21 protein-coding genes and 1 other RNA gene are annotated in these 18,619 nt (G+C 54.4%); 6 read left to right on the top strand and 16 right to left on the bottom strand.

Annotated elements, in window-relative coordinates; translation table 11 throughout:
* Positions 1 to 21: 21 nt before the first annotated feature.
* From prmA to ACN0RL_RS10155, 5 genes are all read right to left on the bottom strand, one after another.
* Positions 22 to 918 (bottom strand): 50S ribosomal protein L11 methyltransferase, encoded by an 897-nt coding sequence (gene prmA / locus ACN0RL_RS10175; protein ID WP_417516323.1) that lies wholly within the window; start codon positions 916 to 918, stop codon positions 22 to 24.
* A gap of 28 nt (positions 919 to 946) precedes the next feature.
* A complete protein-coding gene (gene accC / locus ACN0RL_RS10170) occupies positions 947 to 2,293 on the bottom strand; it encodes an acetyl-CoA carboxylase biotin carboxylase subunit (RefSeq protein ID WP_417516321.1) in 1,347 nt (448 codons plus the stop codon).
* Positions 2,294 to 2,311: 18 nt separating this feature from the next.
* Positions 2,312 to 2,773, bottom strand: a complete 462-nt coding sequence (gene accB, locus ACN0RL_RS10165; RefSeq protein ID WP_417516319.1) for an acetyl-CoA carboxylase biotin carboxyl carrier protein — start codon at positions 2,771 to 2,773, stop codon at positions 2,312 to 2,314.
* Between the two features lie 27 nt (positions 2,774 to 2,800).
* Complete coding sequence (gene aroQ / locus ACN0RL_RS10160) at positions 2,801 to 3,241, bottom strand: type II 3-dehydroquinate dehydratase (RefSeq protein ID WP_417516317.1); 441 nt, start codon at positions 3,239 to 3,241, stop codon at positions 2,801 to 2,803.
* A gap of 266 nt (positions 3,242 to 3,507) precedes the next feature.
* Positions 3,508 to 5,121: a diguanylate cyclase gene (locus tag ACN0RL_RS10155; RefSeq protein ID WP_417516315.1), complete on the bottom strand. Its 1,614-nt coding sequence runs from the start codon at positions 5,119 to 5,121 to the stop codon at positions 3,508 to 3,510.
* 224 nt (positions 5,122 to 5,345) lie between these two features.
* Here ACN0RL_RS10155 and ACN0RL_RS10150 point away from each other — a divergent pair, with 224 nt between their 5' ends.
* Complete coding sequence (locus ACN0RL_RS10150; protein WP_417516313.1) at positions 5,346 to 6,398, top strand: DUF2333 family protein; 1,053 nt, start codon at positions 5,346 to 5,348, stop codon at positions 6,396 to 6,398.
* A 75-nt stretch (positions 6,399 to 6,473) separates the two neighbouring features.
* Here the strand turns inward: ACN0RL_RS10150 and ppa are convergent, their stop codons facing one another.
* From ppa to rpiA, 4 genes are all read right to left on the bottom strand, one after another.
* Positions 6,474 to 7,001 (bottom strand): inorganic diphosphatase, encoded by a 528-nt coding sequence (gene ppa / locus ACN0RL_RS10145; protein ID WP_417516311.1) that lies wholly within the window; start codon positions 6,999 to 7,001, stop codon positions 6,474 to 6,476.
* 102 nt (positions 7,002 to 7,103) lie between these two features.
* On the bottom strand, positions 7,104 to 7,712 hold the full coding sequence (locus ACN0RL_RS10140) for a Yip1 family protein (protein WP_417516309.1): 609 nt from the start codon (positions 7,710 to 7,712) through the stop codon (positions 7,104 to 7,106).
* An 87-nt stretch (positions 7,713 to 7,799) separates the two neighbouring features.
* Positions 7,800 to 8,939, bottom strand: coding sequence for an acyl-CoA dehydrogenase family protein (locus tag ACN0RL_RS10135; protein ID WP_417516307.1), 1,140 nt, complete (start codon positions 8,937 to 8,939; stop codon positions 7,800 to 7,802).
* A 164-nt stretch (positions 8,940 to 9,103) separates the two neighbouring features.
* Positions 9,104 to 9,784: a ribose-5-phosphate isomerase RpiA gene (gene rpiA / locus ACN0RL_RS10130; protein WP_417516305.1), complete on the bottom strand. Its 681-nt coding sequence runs from the start codon at positions 9,782 to 9,784 to the stop codon at positions 9,104 to 9,106.
* A gap of 135 nt (positions 9,785 to 9,919) precedes the next feature.
* Between rpiA and ilvA the strand changes: the two genes are divergently transcribed.
* Positions 9,920 to 11,458, top strand: a complete 1,539-nt coding sequence (gene ilvA, locus ACN0RL_RS10125; RefSeq protein WP_417516303.1) for a threonine ammonia-lyase, biosynthetic — start codon at positions 9,920 to 9,922, stop codon at positions 11,456 to 11,458.
* A 123-nt stretch (positions 11,459 to 11,581) separates the two neighbouring features.
* Entirely contained in the window at positions 11,582 to 11,755 is a 174-nt protein-coding gene (locus ACN0RL_RS10120; protein ID WP_417516301.1) for a hypothetical protein, read from the top strand.
* Positions 11,756 to 11,768: 13 nt separating this feature from the next.
* Here the strand turns inward: ACN0RL_RS10120 and ACN0RL_RS10115 are convergent, their stop codons facing one another.
* The 6 genes from ACN0RL_RS10115 to ACN0RL_RS10090 form a co-directional block, all read right to left on the bottom strand.
* The gene (locus ACN0RL_RS10115; protein ID WP_417516299.1) at positions 11,769 to 12,401 is read right to left on the bottom strand and encodes a 5-formyltetrahydrofolate cyclo-ligase; all 633 of its coding nucleotides are present in this window, start codon (positions 12,399 to 12,401) and stop codon (positions 11,769 to 11,771) included.
* Between the two features lie 4 nt (positions 12,402 to 12,405).
* A non-coding RNA gene (gene ssrS / locus ACN0RL_RS10110) (6S RNA) lies at positions 12,406 to 12,585 on the bottom strand.
* A 62-nt stretch (positions 12,586 to 12,647) separates the two neighbouring features.
* A complete protein-coding gene (locus ACN0RL_RS10105) occupies positions 12,648 to 12,944 on the bottom strand; it encodes a cell division protein ZapA (RefSeq protein WP_417516297.1) in 297 nt (98 codons plus the stop codon).
* Complete coding sequence (locus ACN0RL_RS10100; protein WP_417516296.1) at positions 12,944 to 13,150, bottom strand: TIGR02449 family protein; 207 nt, start codon at positions 13,148 to 13,150, stop codon at positions 12,944 to 12,946. The genes ACN0RL_RS10105 and ACN0RL_RS10100 overlap by 1 nt, the downstream gene beginning before the upstream one ends.
* Before the next feature lie 126 nt (positions 13,151 to 13,276).
* Positions 13,277 to 14,548, bottom strand: coding sequence for an ABC transporter permease (locus ACN0RL_RS10095; RefSeq protein WP_417516294.1), 1,272 nt, complete (start codon positions 14,546 to 14,548; stop codon positions 13,277 to 13,279).
* Positions 14,545 to 15,261 carry an ABC transporter ATP-binding protein gene (locus ACN0RL_RS10090; RefSeq protein ID WP_417516292.1) on the bottom strand — a complete coding sequence of 239 codons (717 nt, stop codon included), beginning with the start codon at positions 15,259 to 15,261 and terminating at the stop codon, positions 14,545 to 14,547. The genes ACN0RL_RS10095 and ACN0RL_RS10090 overlap by 4 nt, the downstream gene beginning before the upstream one ends.
* An 81-nt stretch (positions 15,262 to 15,342) precedes the next feature.
* On the opposite strand from ACN0RL_RS10090, the gene ACN0RL_RS10085 reads away from it, so the two are divergent.
* Positions 15,343 to 15,873, top strand: a complete 531-nt coding sequence (locus ACN0RL_RS10085; protein WP_417516290.1) for a DUF3299 domain-containing protein — start codon at positions 15,343 to 15,345, stop codon at positions 15,871 to 15,873.
* A gap of 2 nt (positions 15,874 to 15,875) precedes the next feature.
* Here ACN0RL_RS10085 and ACN0RL_RS10080 read toward each other — a convergent pair whose 3' ends face one another.
* Positions 15,876 to 16,469, bottom strand: a complete 594-nt coding sequence (locus tag ACN0RL_RS10080) for a ZrgA family zinc uptake protein (RefSeq protein ID WP_417516288.1) — start codon at positions 16,467 to 16,469, stop codon at positions 15,876 to 15,878.
* 204 nt (positions 16,470 to 16,673) lie between these two features.
* On the opposite strand from ACN0RL_RS10080, the gene ACN0RL_RS10075 reads away from it, so the two are divergent.
* Both ACN0RL_RS10075 and pepP read left to right on the top strand, forming a co-directional pair.
* Positions 16,674 to 17,273 carry a UPF0149 family protein gene (locus ACN0RL_RS10075; protein ID WP_417516286.1) on the top strand — a complete coding sequence of 200 codons (600 nt, stop codon included), beginning with the start codon at positions 16,674 to 16,676 and terminating at the stop codon, positions 17,271 to 17,273.
* A 26-nt stretch (positions 17,274 to 17,299) separates the two neighbouring features.
* On the top strand, positions 17,300 to 18,619 hold the full coding sequence (gene pepP, locus ACN0RL_RS10070) for a Xaa-Pro aminopeptidase (RefSeq protein ID WP_417516284.1): 1,320 nt from the start codon (positions 17,300 to 17,302) through the stop codon (positions 18,617 to 18,619).

Raw genomic sequence — 18,619 nt, 5'->3', positions numbered from 1 at the left:
TAGTCGTTAAGACAGCCTTCGTCATCTGTCGTTACGGCGTCCTGTGAGGCGTATCCACTCTTCACGTTGTTCCGGCTCGTTCATTATAAACCAGGGTTCATAGGCAGCCATCACATCGCGCGCCTGGTTAGACAGAATACCTGAAAGCACCAGGTCGCCCCCGGGCTTTGTCAGTCCTGCCAGGTGTGGGGCCAGGCCAATCAGGGGTTGAGCCAGAATGTTTGCCAACATGACGTCAGACTTGGTGCCGGGCTCGTTTTCCGGTAGGTAAAGATCCAGCCTGGCTTCGTCTACGTCGTTACGGCGGGCGTTTTCCCGGCTGGCTTCCAGTGCCTGGGTATCGGTGTCTACGCCAACAACGTGGCTTGCGCCCAGTAACAATGCCGCCAGGCCCAGTATTCCCGAGCCGCAGCCGTAATCTGTTACCTGCTTGCCTGTCACATCCTGTCCGTCCAGCCACTCCAGGCAAAGGGCAGTGGTCGGATGAGTGCCCGTGCCGAAAGCCAGCCCGGGGTCCAGCAGCAGGTTCGCTGCGTCAGGGTCAGGCGCTTCGCGCCAGCTGGGCACGATCCACAGGCGATTGCCGAACTGCAGGGGATGAAAATCATCCATGCAGGCGCGCTCCCAGTCTTTGTCTTCAACCAGGGTAACGTCAATGTCTGTGAGGGATTGCTGGGTCTGCTGATGCCAGGCGTTGCGCACATCCGTGCACAACTGGTCTATGTCCCGGTCTGACTGAAAGAGCCCGGTGACAGTGGTCTGGCTCCACAAGGGGGTAGTGCCGTGATCGGGTTCGTAGAGCGGCTGATCTGCAGCATCTTCCATGGAGACGGCGTCAGCGCCCATCTCCATAAGCAGATCCTCAAGCTGATCCGCGGTATCGGGATCAGCCGGGATCTGAAGTTGTATCCAGGGCATAGGAAATCCTGCATTGCGATGCAGGACACTAGTCCCGCATCAGTTTCTCAAGGTAATGGATGGTGAAGTCTACCGTTTTAAAGCCGCCATCGCGCACCAGTTTCCGGTGCAGAGGCTGATTGGTTTTAATGCCATCGACCAGTAGTTCGTCCAGAGCGTTCTTCATGCGCCTGCGGGCTATCTGGCGATCGTCGCCCCAGGTGATCAGCTTGGCGATCAGCGAGTCATAAAACGGAGGTACCGTATAACCACTGTAAAGATGCGAGTCCACCCTTACACCGTAGCCGCCGGGGGCGTGAAAGTGCTTCACCTTGCCCGGGCTGGGTACAAATGTATCAGGATCTTCCGCGTTGATGCGACACTCCATGGCATGGCCCGTGATCTTGATATCTTCCTGCTTGTACTGAAGCGGCAGGCCGCTGGCAATGCGCAGCTGTTCACGAACGATGTCCACACCGGTGACCATTTCAGAGACCGGGTGCTCCACTTGTACGCGCGTGTTCATTTCAATGAAAAAGAACTCGCCGTCCTGATACAGAAACTCGAAGGTACCGGCGCCAACGTAGCCGATTTCCTTGCACGCATCCACGCAGGCTTTGAGCGTGCGCTCGCGGGATTCCGCATTGATGTTCGGAGCCGGGGCTTCCTCTATCACTTTCTGGTTGCGACGTTGCATAGAGCAGTCGCGGTCACCCAGGTGAATGCAGTTGCCGTGCATGTCGGCCAGGATCTGGATTTCAACGTGGCGCGGTGTTTCCAGAAACTTTTCCAGATAAACCGTAGGGTCGCCAAAGGCATTCCGGGCCTCGGTCTGGGTGATCTGAACAGCCTTCAGCAATGCTGCTTCGGAATGAACAACCTGCATGCCGCGACCGCCACCGCCTGACGCAGCTTTGATCATTACCGGATAGCCGATTTTACGAGCGACTTTCAGTGTTTGCTCATCGTCATCGGTCAGCGGGCCATCCGAGCCTGGAACAGTGGGTACTCCGGCGCGAATCATCGCATTGATGGCAGATACCTTGTTGCCCATCAGGCGGATGGTTTCGGCTCTGGGGCCGATAAAGCGGAAGCCGCTTTTTTCGACCTGTTCGGCAAAGTCGGCGTTTTCGGCAAGGAAGCCGTAGCCGGGGTGAATGCCTACGGAATCTGTTACTTCAGCGGCACTGATGATTGCCGGAATATTGAGGTAACTTTCCAGAGGGCTGTTGGGGCCGATGCATACGGATTCATCGGCCAGGCGCACGTGCATCAGATCGCGGTCAACCTTTGAGTGGACCGCTACGGTTTTGATGCCGAGCTCCTTGCAGGCACGCAAGATCCGGAGGGCTATTTCACCCCGGTTTGCGATCAGAACTTTTTCTAACATGGCCATGATTAGCTATCACCGGGTTCAGGAAATGATTAACAGCGGCTGGTCAAATTCCACAGGCTGACCATTATCAACCAGAATTTCAGTGATCGTACCGCTCTTGTCGGCCTCAATCTGGTTCATCATTTTCATGGCCTCGACAATGCAGACAACATCGCCGGCTTTAACCTGCTGGCCAATTTCTGCGAAAGAATCAGCAGAGGGAGACGGTGCCCGGTAAAAGGTTCCGACCATGGGGGAGCGCAGCGCATGTCCGCTATGAACGGTTTGTTGCGTGCTTTCTTCCTGGACGGGGCCCGGAGTTTCCGGTGCCGGAGCATATTGGGTTGGCTGCTGCGCATAGTGGCTGATGTACTGAGCGCCTGAAGCCTGTTCGCGACGACGGGAGATGCGAACAGAATCATCGCCCTCGTGAATCTCAAGTTCCTCGACATCAGACTCTTCAAGCAGTTCGATCAGTTTTTTGACTTTGCGAATATCCATAGTTAGTCCAGTCCCGTATTGTCAGGTCTATCGGTGAGTTCGTTGCATGGCGGCCTGCAGCGCGAGGTCGTACCCCTGGCTACCCAGTCCGCAGATAACGCCTTCGGCGATATCGGAAAAATAGGAGTGATGGCGGAATGCTTCCCGCGCATGCACATTGGAAAGATGCACTTCTATAAACGGAATCCCTGACGCCAGTATGGCATCCCGTAAGGCAATGCTGGTGTGAGTAAAAGCGGCGGGGTTGATAACAATAAAATCCACACCCTCTGTCCGGGCTTCGTGAATCCGCTCAATAAGTTCGTATTCGGCATTCGACTGCAGATGCAACAGGTGGTGGCCGTTGTCTGCAGCTTTCTCTCTCAAGCGGTCATCAATATCTGCAAGAGTCTCGCGGCCATAAACCTCCGGCTCGCGGGTTCCGAGCATGTTCAGGTTGGGGCCGTGTAGCACGAGAATTGTAGACATGAATACGTCTGCCTTTTTGTCTTTTAAACAGGATCGCCGAAAATAACGGCATTTTCCAGCGATGGTGTGTGCTTTTTTTCTTCAGATCAACACTTTTTGACAATGTTTCCTGTTGCCCGCTGCTCGTAACAGAAAGGTCGGGGAAACCGAAGTGAGGCATTTTTAAAGATAGCAGGCATTGTCGTGAACGGCGGGGATGACTTCTATACGACGATGGTTTCATACGGACAGCTCATCAAGGCTGCCCGACCCGCCATCTTCTGTTCTCAGTTGTTGGCAAGCGTAACGCAGTTGCGGCCATGTTCTTTCGAGGTATAAAGCGCACGGTCTGCGCGCTCGCACAGAGTCTGGGACGGGTCGTTATCCCAGGCTGTTACGCCGCAGCTGAAGGTAACGTTGAATTCCCTGTCACCTGCAGGCTGCAGGAGTTCAGAGAAACGTTCGCGGATTTCGTTGAGAACGTTGCGGGCATCGCTGGGGCGTGTATCAGGAAGGATGATTGCGAACTCTTCGCCGCCATAACGGCCGATATGGTCGGTTTTGCGCAGGCGCTGCTTTAGAAACATCGAAAGGCTACGTAGAACGCGGTCACCAATGGGATGCCCGAAGGTGTCATTCACCTTTTTGAAGTAGTCAATGTCGATCATCGCAAAGCAGAGAGATTGATTTTTTTGCCGGGCCCGGACTATTTCCTGGTCCAGAAGGTAAAGCGTGTGGGTGTGATTGTAGAGCCCGGTAAGGCTGTCACGGATCATAAGAGCCAGCAGGGATCGGGCGCGCCGGCCTCGATTATGAAGCGTTGCAATCAGGTGCTTGGGGTCAATAGGCTTGGTTAAAAAATCATCACCTCCCAGGCTCATGGCATGCAGCTGTTTGGTGACATCGTCCTCAGCCGAGAGGTAAATGATCGGCACGCTGTGAAACCGGTCCTGCTGGCGGATCACCCGGGCAATCTCCATGCCGGTGCAGCCGGGCATGTACATGTCGAGAACAATGATTTCCGGAGAAAACATGTCCAGCGAATCGATGATTTCCATGGGGTCGGTAATGATGTGTGCGGTCATGCCCGCACGCTTCAGAACCGTTTCCATGAATTTTGCCTGTGCTCTGGAGTCATCCAGCACCAGCACTCGATAGGGTTCTACTGTGTTGCCGTGGGTGTAGGTTTCAATTTTTTCGATAAGCTGGCCGGGATCAACCGCCGGGTAGAAAAATTCTTCCCCGCCGCAGCGGGATGCGCGCAAACGGGTCTGAATGGTGCCATCTTCGTCGCTCATGAAAATGATCGGGATGGGCGTGTCGTGCCGTTCCTGCAAATGTTCAATAGTCGCGATGCCCGCGTTCATGCTGCCACCAAAGCTAACATCCATCAGGATAGTTTCCGGCTTATGAAGAGCGCAGGCCTCGGCCAGCTCTTCTGCAGAATCAAAAGCCGATGCGCGGAAGCCGAAAAACTCAAGCTGGCGAATCAACCTGTTCGCCATCTCGACGTTCGCAAGGGCGATATAAACCGGTGTGCGTCTGAACTGGTGGGGAGCTTCGGTATTGCTTTGGTCTGTTCGTCTGAGTGTGCTGCGCGCAAGCGCGTCTATGGCGTCCTGGAGTTGCCGTTCAGTGGAGTCGTCCAGAGGCATGTCGGCCGGCCAGGCCCGGAGGATTCGAAGAATGTGGCTGCCCGCATCGGCATGGCCTGACATTTCGAACCGCTGCGCGTAGCGCACCAGTTTGTCCGACGCAAACAGAAGCTCTTCTCGATGAGCCGTAAACGAATCGTTATTGATGTGGATTTTCTGCCAGGTGTCCAGAACAACTCGCGCCTGAGTTGTTACGCGGCGAGCAAAATGCTGCCTGAGTTTTTCTTTCTGGCTTGCGTCGCTCATTGTGCTCCGGCCTGTCTTTTTTCATTATGGGCCGTCCTTTCCAGTGTGGACGATTTTCCCAACCTTAGTATGTTTCTGGAGCCTATAGTGTTTAGAGTTGTCGGCGAAGGTTGCACTGTGTAACTGTTTGTCATTTCTGCGATCTGTATATAGAAGGCACCATAGGTTAGGATCGGTACAGACCATTTGCACAGCCAATTAACAGACAAGGGGCTTAACTTAATATGCCAGGCAAAATCAGACAGTATTTCAGAGACAAGAAGGATGATGCTCAGGATTATGCCGGCAACAACGGCGTGATCGGCAAATTTATAGCAGTTGTTCTGCTGGTGTATCTGCTGGTAGCAGTAGTGGTGGGAATGTACTGGTCCAGCGAGCCCGAAGCTTTCTCCGTGCGCGAGCATACCCGGGCAGTTGCCAATGAAATGCAGCGGGAGCCGGTAACCGGCTTTGCGACAACTGTAACCATGATTCGTATCGCCGAAACCCTTCTGGATAAGCCGGGCGGCTACATTACCAACGATATCTTTCCTCCGGGCCTGTGGCTCGACAACATGCCTAACTGGGAGTACGGAGTGCTGGTGCAGTTACGCGACCTGTCCCGCGCTATGCGCAGGGATATCAGCCGCTCCCAGAGCCAGTCCGCAGAAGATCCCGACCTGATTATTGCCGAGCCGCAATTCCACTTTGACAGCTCTAGCTGGGCTATTCCATCAACAGAAGCGGAGTACCGCAGGGGTGTTACTGCACTGAAGCGTTACCTTAACCGTCTTTCCAGCCCGGAGCAGACCAACGCCCAGTTCTTTGCCAGAGCAGACAACCTGAATAATTGGCTGGGTGATCTGGAGACCCGTCTGGGAAGCCTCTCGCGTACTCTTGGTGAGAGTGTCGGCAAAGCGTCTGTATCAGAAGCTGTGGCCAATGTTGATTCGGACAACCCGTTGACCGAAGAGACTGGCGGTGGCGATATCAAAACTGAATGGACGCGGATTGACGATGTATTCTACGAAGCCAGGGGTAGCTCCTGGGCACTGCTTCATATCTTCCGCGCGATTGAAGTGGACTTTCGCAAGGTGCTTCAGGACAAGAACGCCATTTCCAGCGTCAAACAGGTGATCATCGAGCTTGAGGGCGCTCAGGGCGATATGTGGAGCCCCGTTATCCTGAACGGCAGCGGGTTTGGTGTTCTGGCTAACCATTCCCTGACCATGGCTGCCTATCTCTCGCGCGCCAATGCCGCAATCAGCGATATGCGGGATCTTTTGTCGCGGGGCTAAGCCAAGGGTTCTTGCGCAGGCATAAAAAAACCGGGCTGTTGAAATAGCCCGGTTTTTTATTTTCTGGCGATCGGCTCAGCCTTTGTAGGCGTTGATCGACTCCACGATAGCTTTTTTCGCAGCGGCGGCGTTATCCCAGCCCTGCACCTTGACCCATTTGCCCGGCTCAAGAGTTTTGTAGTTTTCAAAGAAATGACGGATCTGATCGCGCAGCAATGTTGGCAGATCGTCGATTTCCTTCACGTTCTGGTAAGCGTTGGTCAGCTTGTCGTGGGGTACTGCGACCAGCTTGGCATCACCGCCTGCCTCATCTTCCATATTCAGAACGCCGACCGGACGGCAGCGGATCACTGAGCCTGCCTGAATCGGGTAAGGCGTGACAACCAGAACGTCCAGCGGGTCGCCGTCATCAGCCAGCGTGTGCGGGATGAACCCGTAGTTCGCCGGATAAAACATGGGGGTTGCCATAAACCGGTCAACCAGAAGGGCACCCATGTCCTTGTCCAGTTCATACTTGACCGGAGAACTGTTGGCCGGAATTTCGATGGCAACATAGATATCTTCAGGCGGGTTTTTGCCAGCGGGGATGTTATCGAATTGCATATGCGATCCTTCCTGAGTAGGTCTCGAGCGTGCGTTTAACTGCGGTTAAAATTTGTGCGCGCAATTATACGGAACTCTCTCGCAGTTCGAAACTAAACTTATTTACCCCACGAAAACGGGACCCGCAAAGAAGTTCCAGATAATCACCGAACCTACACGGGTAGAGACAAGAATAACCAGTCCTACTGTCAATAATGCTCCGCCATAGACCGCAGCCCTGTCCTGTTCAATGCCCATGACTATGGGCAGGCCGTCGTACATTAACCAGGCGCCGTAACAGGCAGCCACCAGAAAGATGGCGGCATTGAACCAGGGGACTGGATAAAGTAACGCGAAACCGGCCAGAAACAGAGGTGTGCAAGAGTAGGCGGCGAGTGCTATGCCATTCGAGGGTGTGTGTTCTTCCTTGGCGCCATAGGTTCGGGCCATCCAGTTGACGGCATATCCCAGGGCGAAAACTCCTACCAGCATCGCCATATACGTTAGTACGCTCAGCTGTAGTGCACTGATTTCGGTAAGCTTTACAAGTCTCTCGCTGCCAACTGTCCAACCAAAATAGGCCGTTGAAATATAGGCGCAAACCGGCGCGATAGCGGCCAGAACCAGCACATAGGCAACGTATACCTGGCGTGGCGTTTCATGTTCTTTCCGGATTGCTGCCCATTCAGCATCCGGTTTCGTGAAAAGTCCAAACGCGTGTGACAGAAGCATGTTAACCACCTTTTATTGCTGTTGTAGGTAGTTACTCATACGTCGTCACAGCTACGCCAGATTAGCGGCTGATTAAAAAATAAACGCTTACAGTTTGATCTGTTTGGCGATCAGCTCTTTCATGATCTCGGTGGTGCCACCGCCGATAGAAAGAATTTTCGCATCCCGGTAGAGGCGGTCAACGACAGATTCGCGCATATAACCCATACCGCCGAAAATCTGGACGGCCTCGCGTGTCACCTTCTCACACACCTCCACTGAAAAGTTTTTGGCCATGGCCACTTGGGTGATTGGATTTTTGCCCGCCTGCATGAGAGCTGCGCAGCGATAGGTGTACTCCCGTGCTACGTCGATCTGGGTCGCCATCTCCACCAGTTTGTGACGAGTCACCTGAAAGCCTGCAATGTTGCGCCCGAACGCTTTACGCTGTTTGGCGTAGTCCATAGCAGCTTCGTAGGCCATCTGAGCCGTCATGTAAGCCATGACTGACAGCATCAGGCGTTCTGACAGGAAGTTGCTCATAATGGCAATAAAACCTGCGTTTTCTGCACCGATCAGGCGGTCAGCAGGCACACGACAATCTTCGAAGAAGAGTTCCGCTGTGTCGCTGGCCCACCAGCCCATTTTCCGCAGCTTCGTGCCGCTAGAGAAGCCTGGCGTGTCGCGATCTATCAATAGCAGGCTGATGCCGCCATGACCTTCCCCGCCGGTGCGTACGGCAACCGTGTAGTGGTCCGCCCGTGTGCCACTGGTAATAAAGGTTTTGCTGCCGTTTACAATATAGTGATCGCCATCTTTCACAGCACGGGTTTTCAGGCTGGCTACGTCAGAGCCGCCGCCGGGCTCGGTAATGGCCAGTGCAGAAATTTTCTCTCCGCTGAGTACCGGCGGAACGATCTGTTCACGTACCTCTTTCTTTGCCCATTTGGCAACGGGCGGCAAGCCAATGTCCAGGGAGCCCAGGCTGGCAACGAAACCGCCGGAAGTGGAGCGCATCAGTTCTTCAGAAACGGCAACTTTCAAAAAAACATCGCCAGCTCCCACGCCGCCCAGTGCTTCAGGAAATCCGATGGCGAGCAACCCGGCATCGCCCGCCTTCCTGAAGATTTCACGAGGAAATTCACCGGCTTCTTCCCATTCATCAATATTGGGGAGAACGTGTGTGGTGATGAATTTGCGCGCACTAAGGCGCGCTTGCTCATGAGTCTCGTTGAAGTAATCGGACACGATAAAACACCTCTGGCCAGAAATAATATGAGGTAGTGTCGCGCAATTCTGCCTACCAAGCAAGCGCTTGGTTTTTGAATTATCAGGCACAAAAAAACTGGCCTTCGAAGCCAGTTTTCATTGTCGATTCGCCGACGACCACAGGCGAACGAAAGACTCCCGGATCAGATACCTTTGCGCGGGATACTCTCTACTCCGGAGCTGGTGCCGAGTAACAGAAGGTCAGCCGGACGGCGTGCGAACAGGCCATTAGTGACAACGCCCACAATGTTGTTCAGTCTTTCCTCAACCTGTATCGGGCGGGAAATGTCCATGTTGTATATGTCCAGGATGATATTTCCGTTATCGGTTTTGAAGTCATCCCGGTACACAGGGTCGCCGCCAAGCTTTACGATTTCTCTTCCGACATGGCTCCGCGCCATGGGGATGACTTCTACCGGCAGGGGGAAATCGCCCAGAATGTCGACTTTTTTGGATTCGTCGGCGATGCAGATAAAGGTCTTTGCGACCTCTGCAACGATTTTCTCACGAGTCAGAGCGCCGCCGCCGCCTTTGATGAGTTCAAGACGTTCGTTGGCTTCATCGGCACCATCCACATAGAACTCCAGCTCGCCAACACTGTTCAGGTCATAAACCGGAATGCCATGGCTTTTCAGGCGTTCCGCCGTTGCTTCCGAGCTGGCGACAGCGCCGTCGAACTCGGTTTTCAGGTCTGCGAGCATATCTATAAAGAAGTTGGCAGTACTTCCCGTGCCAACGCCGATAATGCTGTCGCGCTCCAGGCGCGGTGCAATGTAGTCCACTGCTGCTTTGGCAACGGCTTTCTTGAGTTCGTCCTGGGTCATTAGGCGCTCCGGGTGAAAATCTTATGAGTTCGTACCCATTATAACGCCTAAGGGTCACCTGCTTATAGACGGCTGCCGTGCAAACTTCCTACACTGTCGGTTTTACCCGACCAATCACCAGCAACCGGAATCAACATGCCGCAACGCTACATCAAGAAGATTCTCGATGCGCGCGTCTATGACGTGGCCATCGAAACACCCCTCACTGAAGCCCGCAGCCTTTCCAAGCGCTTTGGCAACAATATTATGCTCAAGCGGGAAGATCTTCAGCCGGTGTTTTCCTTCAAGATTCGCGGAGCGTACAACCGGATTGCCCAGCTGTCCGAAGAGCAGAAGTCAAAAGGGGTTATTTGCGCCTCTGCCGGCAATCACGCCCAGGGTGTGGCGCTTGCGGCGAAAGAGCTGGGTATCAAGGCTGTTATTGTAATGCCGCAGACCACGCCAGAGATCAAGGTGCGCTCGGTGCGGGACCATGGCGCGCGGGTTGTGCTCAAAGGTGATGCCTTTGATGAAGCCGCTGCGCATGCTCAGGGGTTGGTAGAGAAGCATGGCTTCACCTACATACCGCCTTACGACGACCCGGATGTAATCGCGGGGCAGGGCACGGTTGCCATGGAGATGCTGTGGCAGTTCAGCAAGCCTATTCACGCAGTGTTTATTTGTGTTGGCGGTGGTGGCCTGATCGCCGGTATGGCAGCTTACATCAAGTACCTGCGCCCCGAGATCAAGGTCATCGGTGTAGAACCTGAAGACTCCAATTGCCTGCAGGCGGCCATGAAGGCGGGTAAGCGCGTGATTCTGGATGAAGTGGGCATCTTTGCGGATGGGGTGGCGGTGAAGCAGATCGGGAAATATCCCTGGGAGATATGCAAGGACCATGTGGATGAGGTGATTACCGTCTCCACCGACGAAATCTGCGCCGCCATCAAGGATATATTTGAAGATACACGCTCAATCTCAGAGCCTGCCGGCGCGCTGGGTGTTGCCGGCATCAAGAAGTACATTGAGCGGGAAAAGATCGAGAATGAAAATCTGATCGCCACTCTGAGTGGCGCCAACATGAATTTCGATCGCTTGCGCTACATTTCCGAACGCACGGAAATTGGCGAGAAGCGTGAGGCTATTCTTGCGGTAACCATTCCCGAGAAGCCGGGGGCGTTCAAGACCTTTATCAACAGTCTGCACAAGCGCAGCATCACCGAATTCAACTATCGATACGCAGATGCGGGCCAGGCGACCATTTTTGTGGGTGTTCAGGTGCAGGCCGGAGGCCTGGGGCGTGATGAACTGGTACAGGACCTTCGTGAAAACGGCTACTCCGTTCTCGACCTCACAGACAGCGATATGGCTAAACAGCACATTCGTCATATGGTTGGTGGTCATGCGCCCACAATTACCAATGAGAAGGTATTCCAGTTTGAATTTCCTGAACGTCCGGGAGCCTTGTTGAAATTTCTGATGTCGCTGGGAACACGCTGGAATATTTCCATGTTCCATTACCGCAATCATGGTGCGGCATACAGCCGCGTTTTGCTGGGTGCCCAGGTGGATGATGACGAAGTAAAAGATTTCGAGGCGATGCTTGAAAAAGTGGGCTTCCGTTATGAAAACATGACGGACAACGAAGCTTATCAACTGTTCCTGGGAGCCGGGAACGGTAAAGTATCTTACTGAATTTTAATCTGTCAAAAATTGTAAAAATCAGGATGCGTGTTAGTCTTTCGTCAAATTCTTGGAAACAAGAATAGCCAACTGATTTATCGCAGAATTAACCTATCTGAAACAGGAATACGCGTCATGGGTGGCAAGCCTGATATCATCCGGGCAATTGTGCTGATTTTTGCTGTCGGCCTTGTTATTACCGGGTTTACCTCGCTTCAGGCGTCGGAAGACCGGCCAGCTGCTGCCGTTATGCAAAGCTCTATTGCGGCGAGTTCCGCGCAGATGATCAAAACCCCGCTAACCCGGTAAATTTGATCCTGCATTACTTTACCCGATAAAGCCGCCGGTCTGTTGCAACGCTGTGTAGCGGAACATCCCAGGGTTCAATAGACAGTTTTTCCACCTTTTGAAAGTCGTGAGCCAGGCCAATCAGTTTCGGCGCCAGTCTCGGGCGCAGGCGGGTGAATGCAAAAGTCCGATCATAGAATCCGCCCCCCATTCCCAGTCGCCCCCCGCTTTCGTCAAATCCCACCAGTGGGAATAGTACTGCGTCCAGAGCCCAGGCCGGTCGCCGGAGCCCGTTACTGAATGCTGGTTCGGGAATGCCAAAACGGTTGGAAGTCAGCTCTACACCGTCGAAATAAGGGCTGAAAACCAGCCTGCCCGGATGAATGGGATGCAGCACAGGCAGGTAAAACCGAATCCCTTTGCGAAGCGCGAGGGCCATATAGGGGTGTGGGTCAATCTCACCATCGTTGGGCAGATATATGGCTACGTGTCTTGCCCGATGTAAGTCCGGGTTTTTCAGAAGATTCAGGGCAAGAGACGATGCGGCTTGTTCCTGCTCCCGAGTTGACAACATACGTCTGCGCTGGCGCAGATGTTTGCGTAATTCGTTACGGGACAAGACAGAAAAACCGGATTCAGAAGTGTGTGAGTCGATAGTCTGGCTCAAAATAAAGCTTCCCGGGCTGCCGTTATCGGATGTAGCCCTTGAACCCAAAGTTCAAGGTCGGTGGCCGCTGTGACATATTAGGCTTTCCCCTGACGGGGACATGCTCACAATGCCCTAGAGTAGCCACCTGGGTAAAGCGCATCGGCTCGAGGACGAACCCGACCAGCGAACAGCCCAGGAAGTAGATTCATTATAGGGTCAGACCCGGGGCCGATTGCAACACCTATCGAGAGAATCTCTGGGGATTCAATGGTTGGATGTCTCGCCGAGGGCGCTTTCCAGCTTGCTGTCCATGGCCTTGAGAAGGCTGCTGGTGGCATCGGACATGGTGTCCCGCTCGAGCAGTTCGTGGGTCATATTCAGGGCCGCCATCACGGCGATACGCTCAGTTCCGAATACCTTGCCGCCAGTGCGTATTTCTCGCATCTTGCTGTCCAGATGTCTGGCTGCACGAAGAAGGGCCTCCTGCTCCTCTGCAGGGCAGGCGACCAGATATTCCTTGTCGAGAATTTTCACCTCAACGGTGGTGGATTGCTTAGACATCAATGATGCTCCAGTGCCCGAAGGCGACCGATCATGGCTTCGATCTTGTTTTTGGCAAGATCATTTTTCTGAATAAGCTGGGACCGTTCCCGGTTCCAGTCATCCTGCAACTGCCTCAGTGTGGCGTTGTTCTGCTCCAGTTTCTGGCAGTGTTCGATCAGCTTGTCCAGCTTGTCCGCTAATGCTTGTACTTCGGACTGTTCCATGACGTGCCCAGCATAGGTTGATGTTATTGCGCCTAACTATAAGTGCGCACGCCATAACGGTCAATTTACGGGGCTGTCATAAGCGGTCATTCGCTTTTTTTTGGCGCACCAGCGAGACCTGCATCACTACTCGCCGGGGCTTCCAAAGCTCTGTGAGCGGCTTTGGCGCCAAGCGCTGAATGCCGGGACCAAAGCCACTACCACAGCGGCTAGAGGCACGGATGTCAGCAGTGCCCATTCTTCGAGGCTCAGTGCGCGCAGTTGAATCTGAATTCCATAGTTTGTGAGCAGCCAGGGGCCCAGCATGGAGACTGCGAGTGCACTGAAGGCAAGCGCAGCCAGGCAGGCGACCACCGCGAGAGCCAGGCATTCGATGACATAAAGGCTTGCGATCAGGCCGGGTGAGGCTCCTGTAGCTCGCAGAATGGCTATTTCATGAGCGCGCTGGGTTTGCAGTGTCAGCAGCACCGCAATCAATCCAATCAGGCTGGTAACCACCACGAAACCAGTTATCGCAAGTAATGCCCGTTCAAACTGGCTCATCAGGCGCCAAAGTTCGCTCAAAGCAACGCCTGGCAGAACGGCAGAGAGTGGTTCGCCGGAGTATTGGTTCAGATCACGCTGCACGCGGAATGTCAGGATCTTGCGATCCAGCCCGGCGAAGACGGCGGTAATGTTGCCCGGCGTGAAATCCCGGCCCTCAGCCTGCTCAGGCCTGAGAGTGCGGCCCGGAATGGCAACGCCGGACTCCCAGCCTACATGTATGGCTTCCATTCCCTGCAGGCTGATGTAGACCGCCTGGTCCACGGGTGTGCCCGTGGCGTCAAGAATTCCGGTCACAGTGAACGGCGTGTTCGTATGGTTGGAGAAACTGGTGCGTCCGCCGCCATGGGAAAGTATGATTTTGTCATCGAGGGCATGGTTAAGTTGTTTGGCAACACCTGCCCCCAACACCACATCGAAAACTCCGTCAAACCATTGGCCGTTGGCCAGAGTCAGAGGTTGCCCCCGTCCAAACCGGAAGTGCTTGCCAAACCCCTCGTCTGTTCCGACAACCCGAAACCCTTTGTAGCTATCGCCCAGGGAAATCGGGATCAGCCAGTCAATGCGGCTGTCTTTCTTGAGATCCTGAAATGTAGACCACCGAATGTTGTTCGTGGCATCGCCAATGTGGAAGACCGTATACAGCAGTAAATTAAGCTGGCCGCTGCGGGCGCCGATGATCAGATCTGTATCGCTGATGGTGCTGGTGAAGGACTGCTTTACCTCTGTGCGCAGATACTGGATGCCGAGCAGCAAAGTGACGCTCAAAGTAAGCGTCAGGCACACCAGGGCCAACACCTTGCGACGGTGCCAGAGACTTGCGGATGCCAGTGAGATTGCCAGGCTAGCTTTCATGCTGGCACCTCCTCGAGTTGAATCTGGTGGTGAAACCGCTGGGCGAGAGAGCGGTCATGGCTGACGAACAGAACGGAGGTATTGCACTCTTCGGCCAGTGTCAGCAATAGATCGATGAAGCGGTCACGGTTGTCGCTGTCCAGTGCAGAGGTGGGCTCGTCCGCCAGAATAATCTCCGGAGCGCCTATGAGTGCCCGCGCAGCGGCAATGCGTTGCTGCTGGCCAATGCTGAGCTGGGTGACCTTCCTTTTCCAGTGGCTTTCAGGAATGGCAAGTGCGGTTAAAAGCCTTTCCGCCGCTGCCGCTGAGTTCCGGCCCGTTGAAGCTTTGCGCCGGCGCGATAGTCTGCAGGGCAGGGTCACATTGGCCTCAGCCGTAAGGTAGGGCACAAGGTTGAATTGCTGGAAGATCACACCGATATGGTCAGCCCGGAACCGGTCACGTTTTCCGGCACCCATTGTGTGGATAGCCGTTCCGAGCAAGTTGATGGCGCCAGTTGCTGGCGGAAACATGCCGGCCAGCAGGCTCAGGAACGTACTCTTCCCGGTTCCGCTTGGACCGTGAAGGAACAGGTGCTCTCCCTGTCGCAGATATAGATCAGGGAAGGTAAGTGCGGGCTGATGTTTGTCCCAGCGAAATGAGAGGTCTTTGACTTCAATTGCCGCAACGTTATCTGCGGATATGTTCGCGCTGGATTCTGACTGGCTATTCATGTTGATCTGTATCTGCCCCGTGTATCATGTCTGGCGTGTATCGCGTTTATGTCGCTGTCAGTTTTCCGGAGAGCTTTGCTAATGATCCATTTCTCACGTTGCCCTGCCGGGGTGCATTTTCTGCCCTTGTTGGTTGTCCTGCTGAGCGTTGCTGCTCCGGCCCACTCCGAGCCGAAACAGGAGGTGCGGGAAATCGACTGGCTGGAATTGATGCCCGCTGAAGATTTGGCTCTACTTGAAAATATGCCAGAACTGGAGCACGAGGGCGATGGTCCCCCTCTGCTGCCGGACGAAATAATGACCGGCAGGGTTGTCCCGGAGATGGCTGACATTGAAGGCCGAATCCCCGGTTTTGTGGTGCCTCTGAAAACAACCAAAGACATGCGCATTCTGGAATTTTTCCTGGTGCCTTATTACGGCGCTTGTATCCACGTGCCACCACCGCCGCCCAACCAGATTATTCACATGAAATACAAAGAGGGATTCAAGCTCGAGGCCTTGTATGACCCTGTCTGGGTTACTGGTACGCTTGTTATCGACCGCACGGAAACAGTCGTAGGCACGTCCTCCTACTCAATGGTGGCAGAAGCGGTTGAGCCCTACGAGGAATAGATTCAGCGCCCAAGGCTGAATGAATTCTCTCCATGCGCCAGACGAGCCGCCCCTTGTCCATTCGGGCCGGCCCAGGCTATGTCGAGATCTTCGATGCCAGGAAACCGGGTGGTGAGCGGCGTTGTAAGAGAGGCTGACTGATCAAGCCCGGGGCAGCTCAAGGTCTGGGTTACCGTGATATCGGCATGTTGAGCGCCGTTGTCATAGTCCGGTTCGTCATGATCGTGGCCGTGTTCATGTTCTTCATGATCGTCATGACCTCGCTCGTCATCATCGTGGCCGCCGGCAACCTCGTGCTGAACCTGGGTGGCAGTCGCTGTGCAGGTAGATTCCGGTGTGTTCACCAGTGGGGTTTCTCCAAGCCAGCCGATAACGCTTTCTATCGCCTGATGTTGCTCTGGCGTGCGTGGATGGTGCTCGAATCCAAGTATGTTTCCCGCCGGCGACAGGAGCAGTATTTCGACCTGATCAGCACTGAATGCAAGTTGCATTTCGGCATGCCCGTGCTGATGCGATCCGGGGTTGTCTGCGGCCACGGCGGGCATGCTGAGTAGTGCCGAGGCGATGGATAATGCCAGGAGATTTCGGGAGATCATGACCTTGTCCTCAGGTAGAAATTGATATGTTATAACATATTCTGCTCTTGCTCCGTGAAAATCAACTGCACAGTATCCTGAAAACCTCCAAAGAGTTCCTGAAGCGCGCTTGGAGAGTGCTGTGAGAGCTCCGGAAGAGTGCCTTGCGGTCGCGTGAATGTTAGGATGAAGTCCCAACTTCACAACACAGGGTTATCTTGGTTCATGTCAGAAACCGACACTGCAGACGCGGCCTATGCTGCTGAATTTGAACGCTGGGCAAACATGTTTGCCACCCACAAAGCGTTTAGTCATCCGTCTGAGCTCCACGGCGCTCTTTGTGGTCGTTTGGCTGCCGGGTCACGCATTGAGGAAGATGAGTGGCTAGCCATGGTTTGTGAGCACATGGGATTGCCTGAAAGTGCATCCGGGGAGGCCGATGATCTGTCCGCATTCATGAAAGAAGCCTACGAACAAACCCTGGAGTTTTTGAAGTCGGCTGATATGAGCTTCCACCCTCTACTCCCGGACGACGACTATGCGCTTGATCAACGCCTGGAAGCGCTCGTGGCCTGGATACGCGGTTTTCTCGAAGGTATGGCTCTGTCGGCCGGAGAGTCTCTGGGTCAAGCACCGGAAGAGATTCGCGAACTGATCGAAGATATGGTGGCCATCAGTCAGGTTTCTGAGGATCAGGAATCGGACCAGGAAAGCGAGCAGCAGCTGGTGGAAATAACCGAGTACATCCGTCTTGGGGCTTTGGCCGTATTCACCGAGTTCAATCCCCCGGAAAAACCAACGTCACAAGCGCCAACGCTTCACTGAGAATGCCACATACTGCGGGAGACCCTATGCCGTCCATTATACCCGTCAAGGAATTTGCCGAACGCCGTCGAAAACTGATGGAGCGAATGGCGCCAGACAGTATTGCGATCATTCCGGCTGCACCGGAGCGTGTTCGCAACCGGGATGTATTGCATCCGTTTCGTCAGGACAGCGATTTTCAGTACCTGACAGGCTTCGGCGAACCCGAGGCGGTACTGGCGCTGATTCCCGGCCGTGAACACGGTGAGTCGGTACTGTTCTGCAAAGAGAAAAACCCCGAGAAAGAGCTCTGGGATGGTTTCCTTGCTGGCCCAGAGGGTGCTATTGAGCGCTTCGGGCTGGACGACGCTTTTCCGGTGGCGGATATCGACGACATTCTGCCCGGCATGATCGAAGGTCGCAGTCGTGTGTATTACCCGCTGGGTAAAGATCAGGGCTTTGACACCCGGGTGATGGACTGGGTAAAGGTTATTCGCAGCAAGGTTAAAAGCGGTGCGCACCCGCCGGGCGAGTTTGTGGCGTTGGAGCACCTCTTGCACGATCTGCGGTTGTATAAAAGCAACAGTGAGATCAAAGCCATGGCCCGGGCTGGTGAAATCAGCTCTGAAGCCCATCGCCGTGCGATGAAACGTGCTCGCCAGGGTGGTAACGAATACAACCTCGAAGCGGAACTGATTCATACGTTTATGGATCACGGAGCACGCTCCACGGCGTATCCGTCTATTGTCGGCAGCGGTGCAAATGGTTGCATCCTGCATTACATCGAGAACACGGCGCCCCTTAAAGACGGTGACCTGGTACTTATCGATGCGGGTTGTGAGGTCGAATGCTATGCCTCGGATATCACCCGCACCTTTCCTGTAAGCGGCAAGTTCAGCCCCGAGCAGCGGGCAGTTTACGAAGTGGTACTGGCGGCCCAATACGCAGCCATTGATGCGGTTCGCCCCGGCAACCACTGGAACCACCCGCACGAGGCCGCCTTGAGAGTGCTGGCCGGGGGCCTGATAGACCTCGGTATTTTGTCGGGTACTGTCGACGAGGCCATTGCCAGCGAAGCCTTCAAGCCGTTCTTCATGCATCGCACCGGCCACTGGCTGGGCCTGGATGTACACGACGTGGGAGATTACAAAGTCGGTGATGCGTGGCGGTTGCTTGAGCCCGGCATGGCGCTGACAGTTGAGCCTGGTTTGTACATCGCACCGGACAATACCGATGTGGATGAAAAATGGCGGGGTATCGGCATCCGTATTGAAGACGACGTGGTGGTTACCAAAGATGGATGCCGGGTACTGACAAACGGCGTACCCAAAACTATTGAAGAGATCGAAGCCCTGATGGCGGGATGA

Source organism: Marinobacter sp., assembly GCF_048259445.1.
GTDB lineage: Bacteria > Pseudomonadota > Gammaproteobacteria > Pseudomonadales > Oleiphilaceae > Marinobacter.
This window is presented reverse-complemented; position numbering and strand designations above follow the sequence as displayed.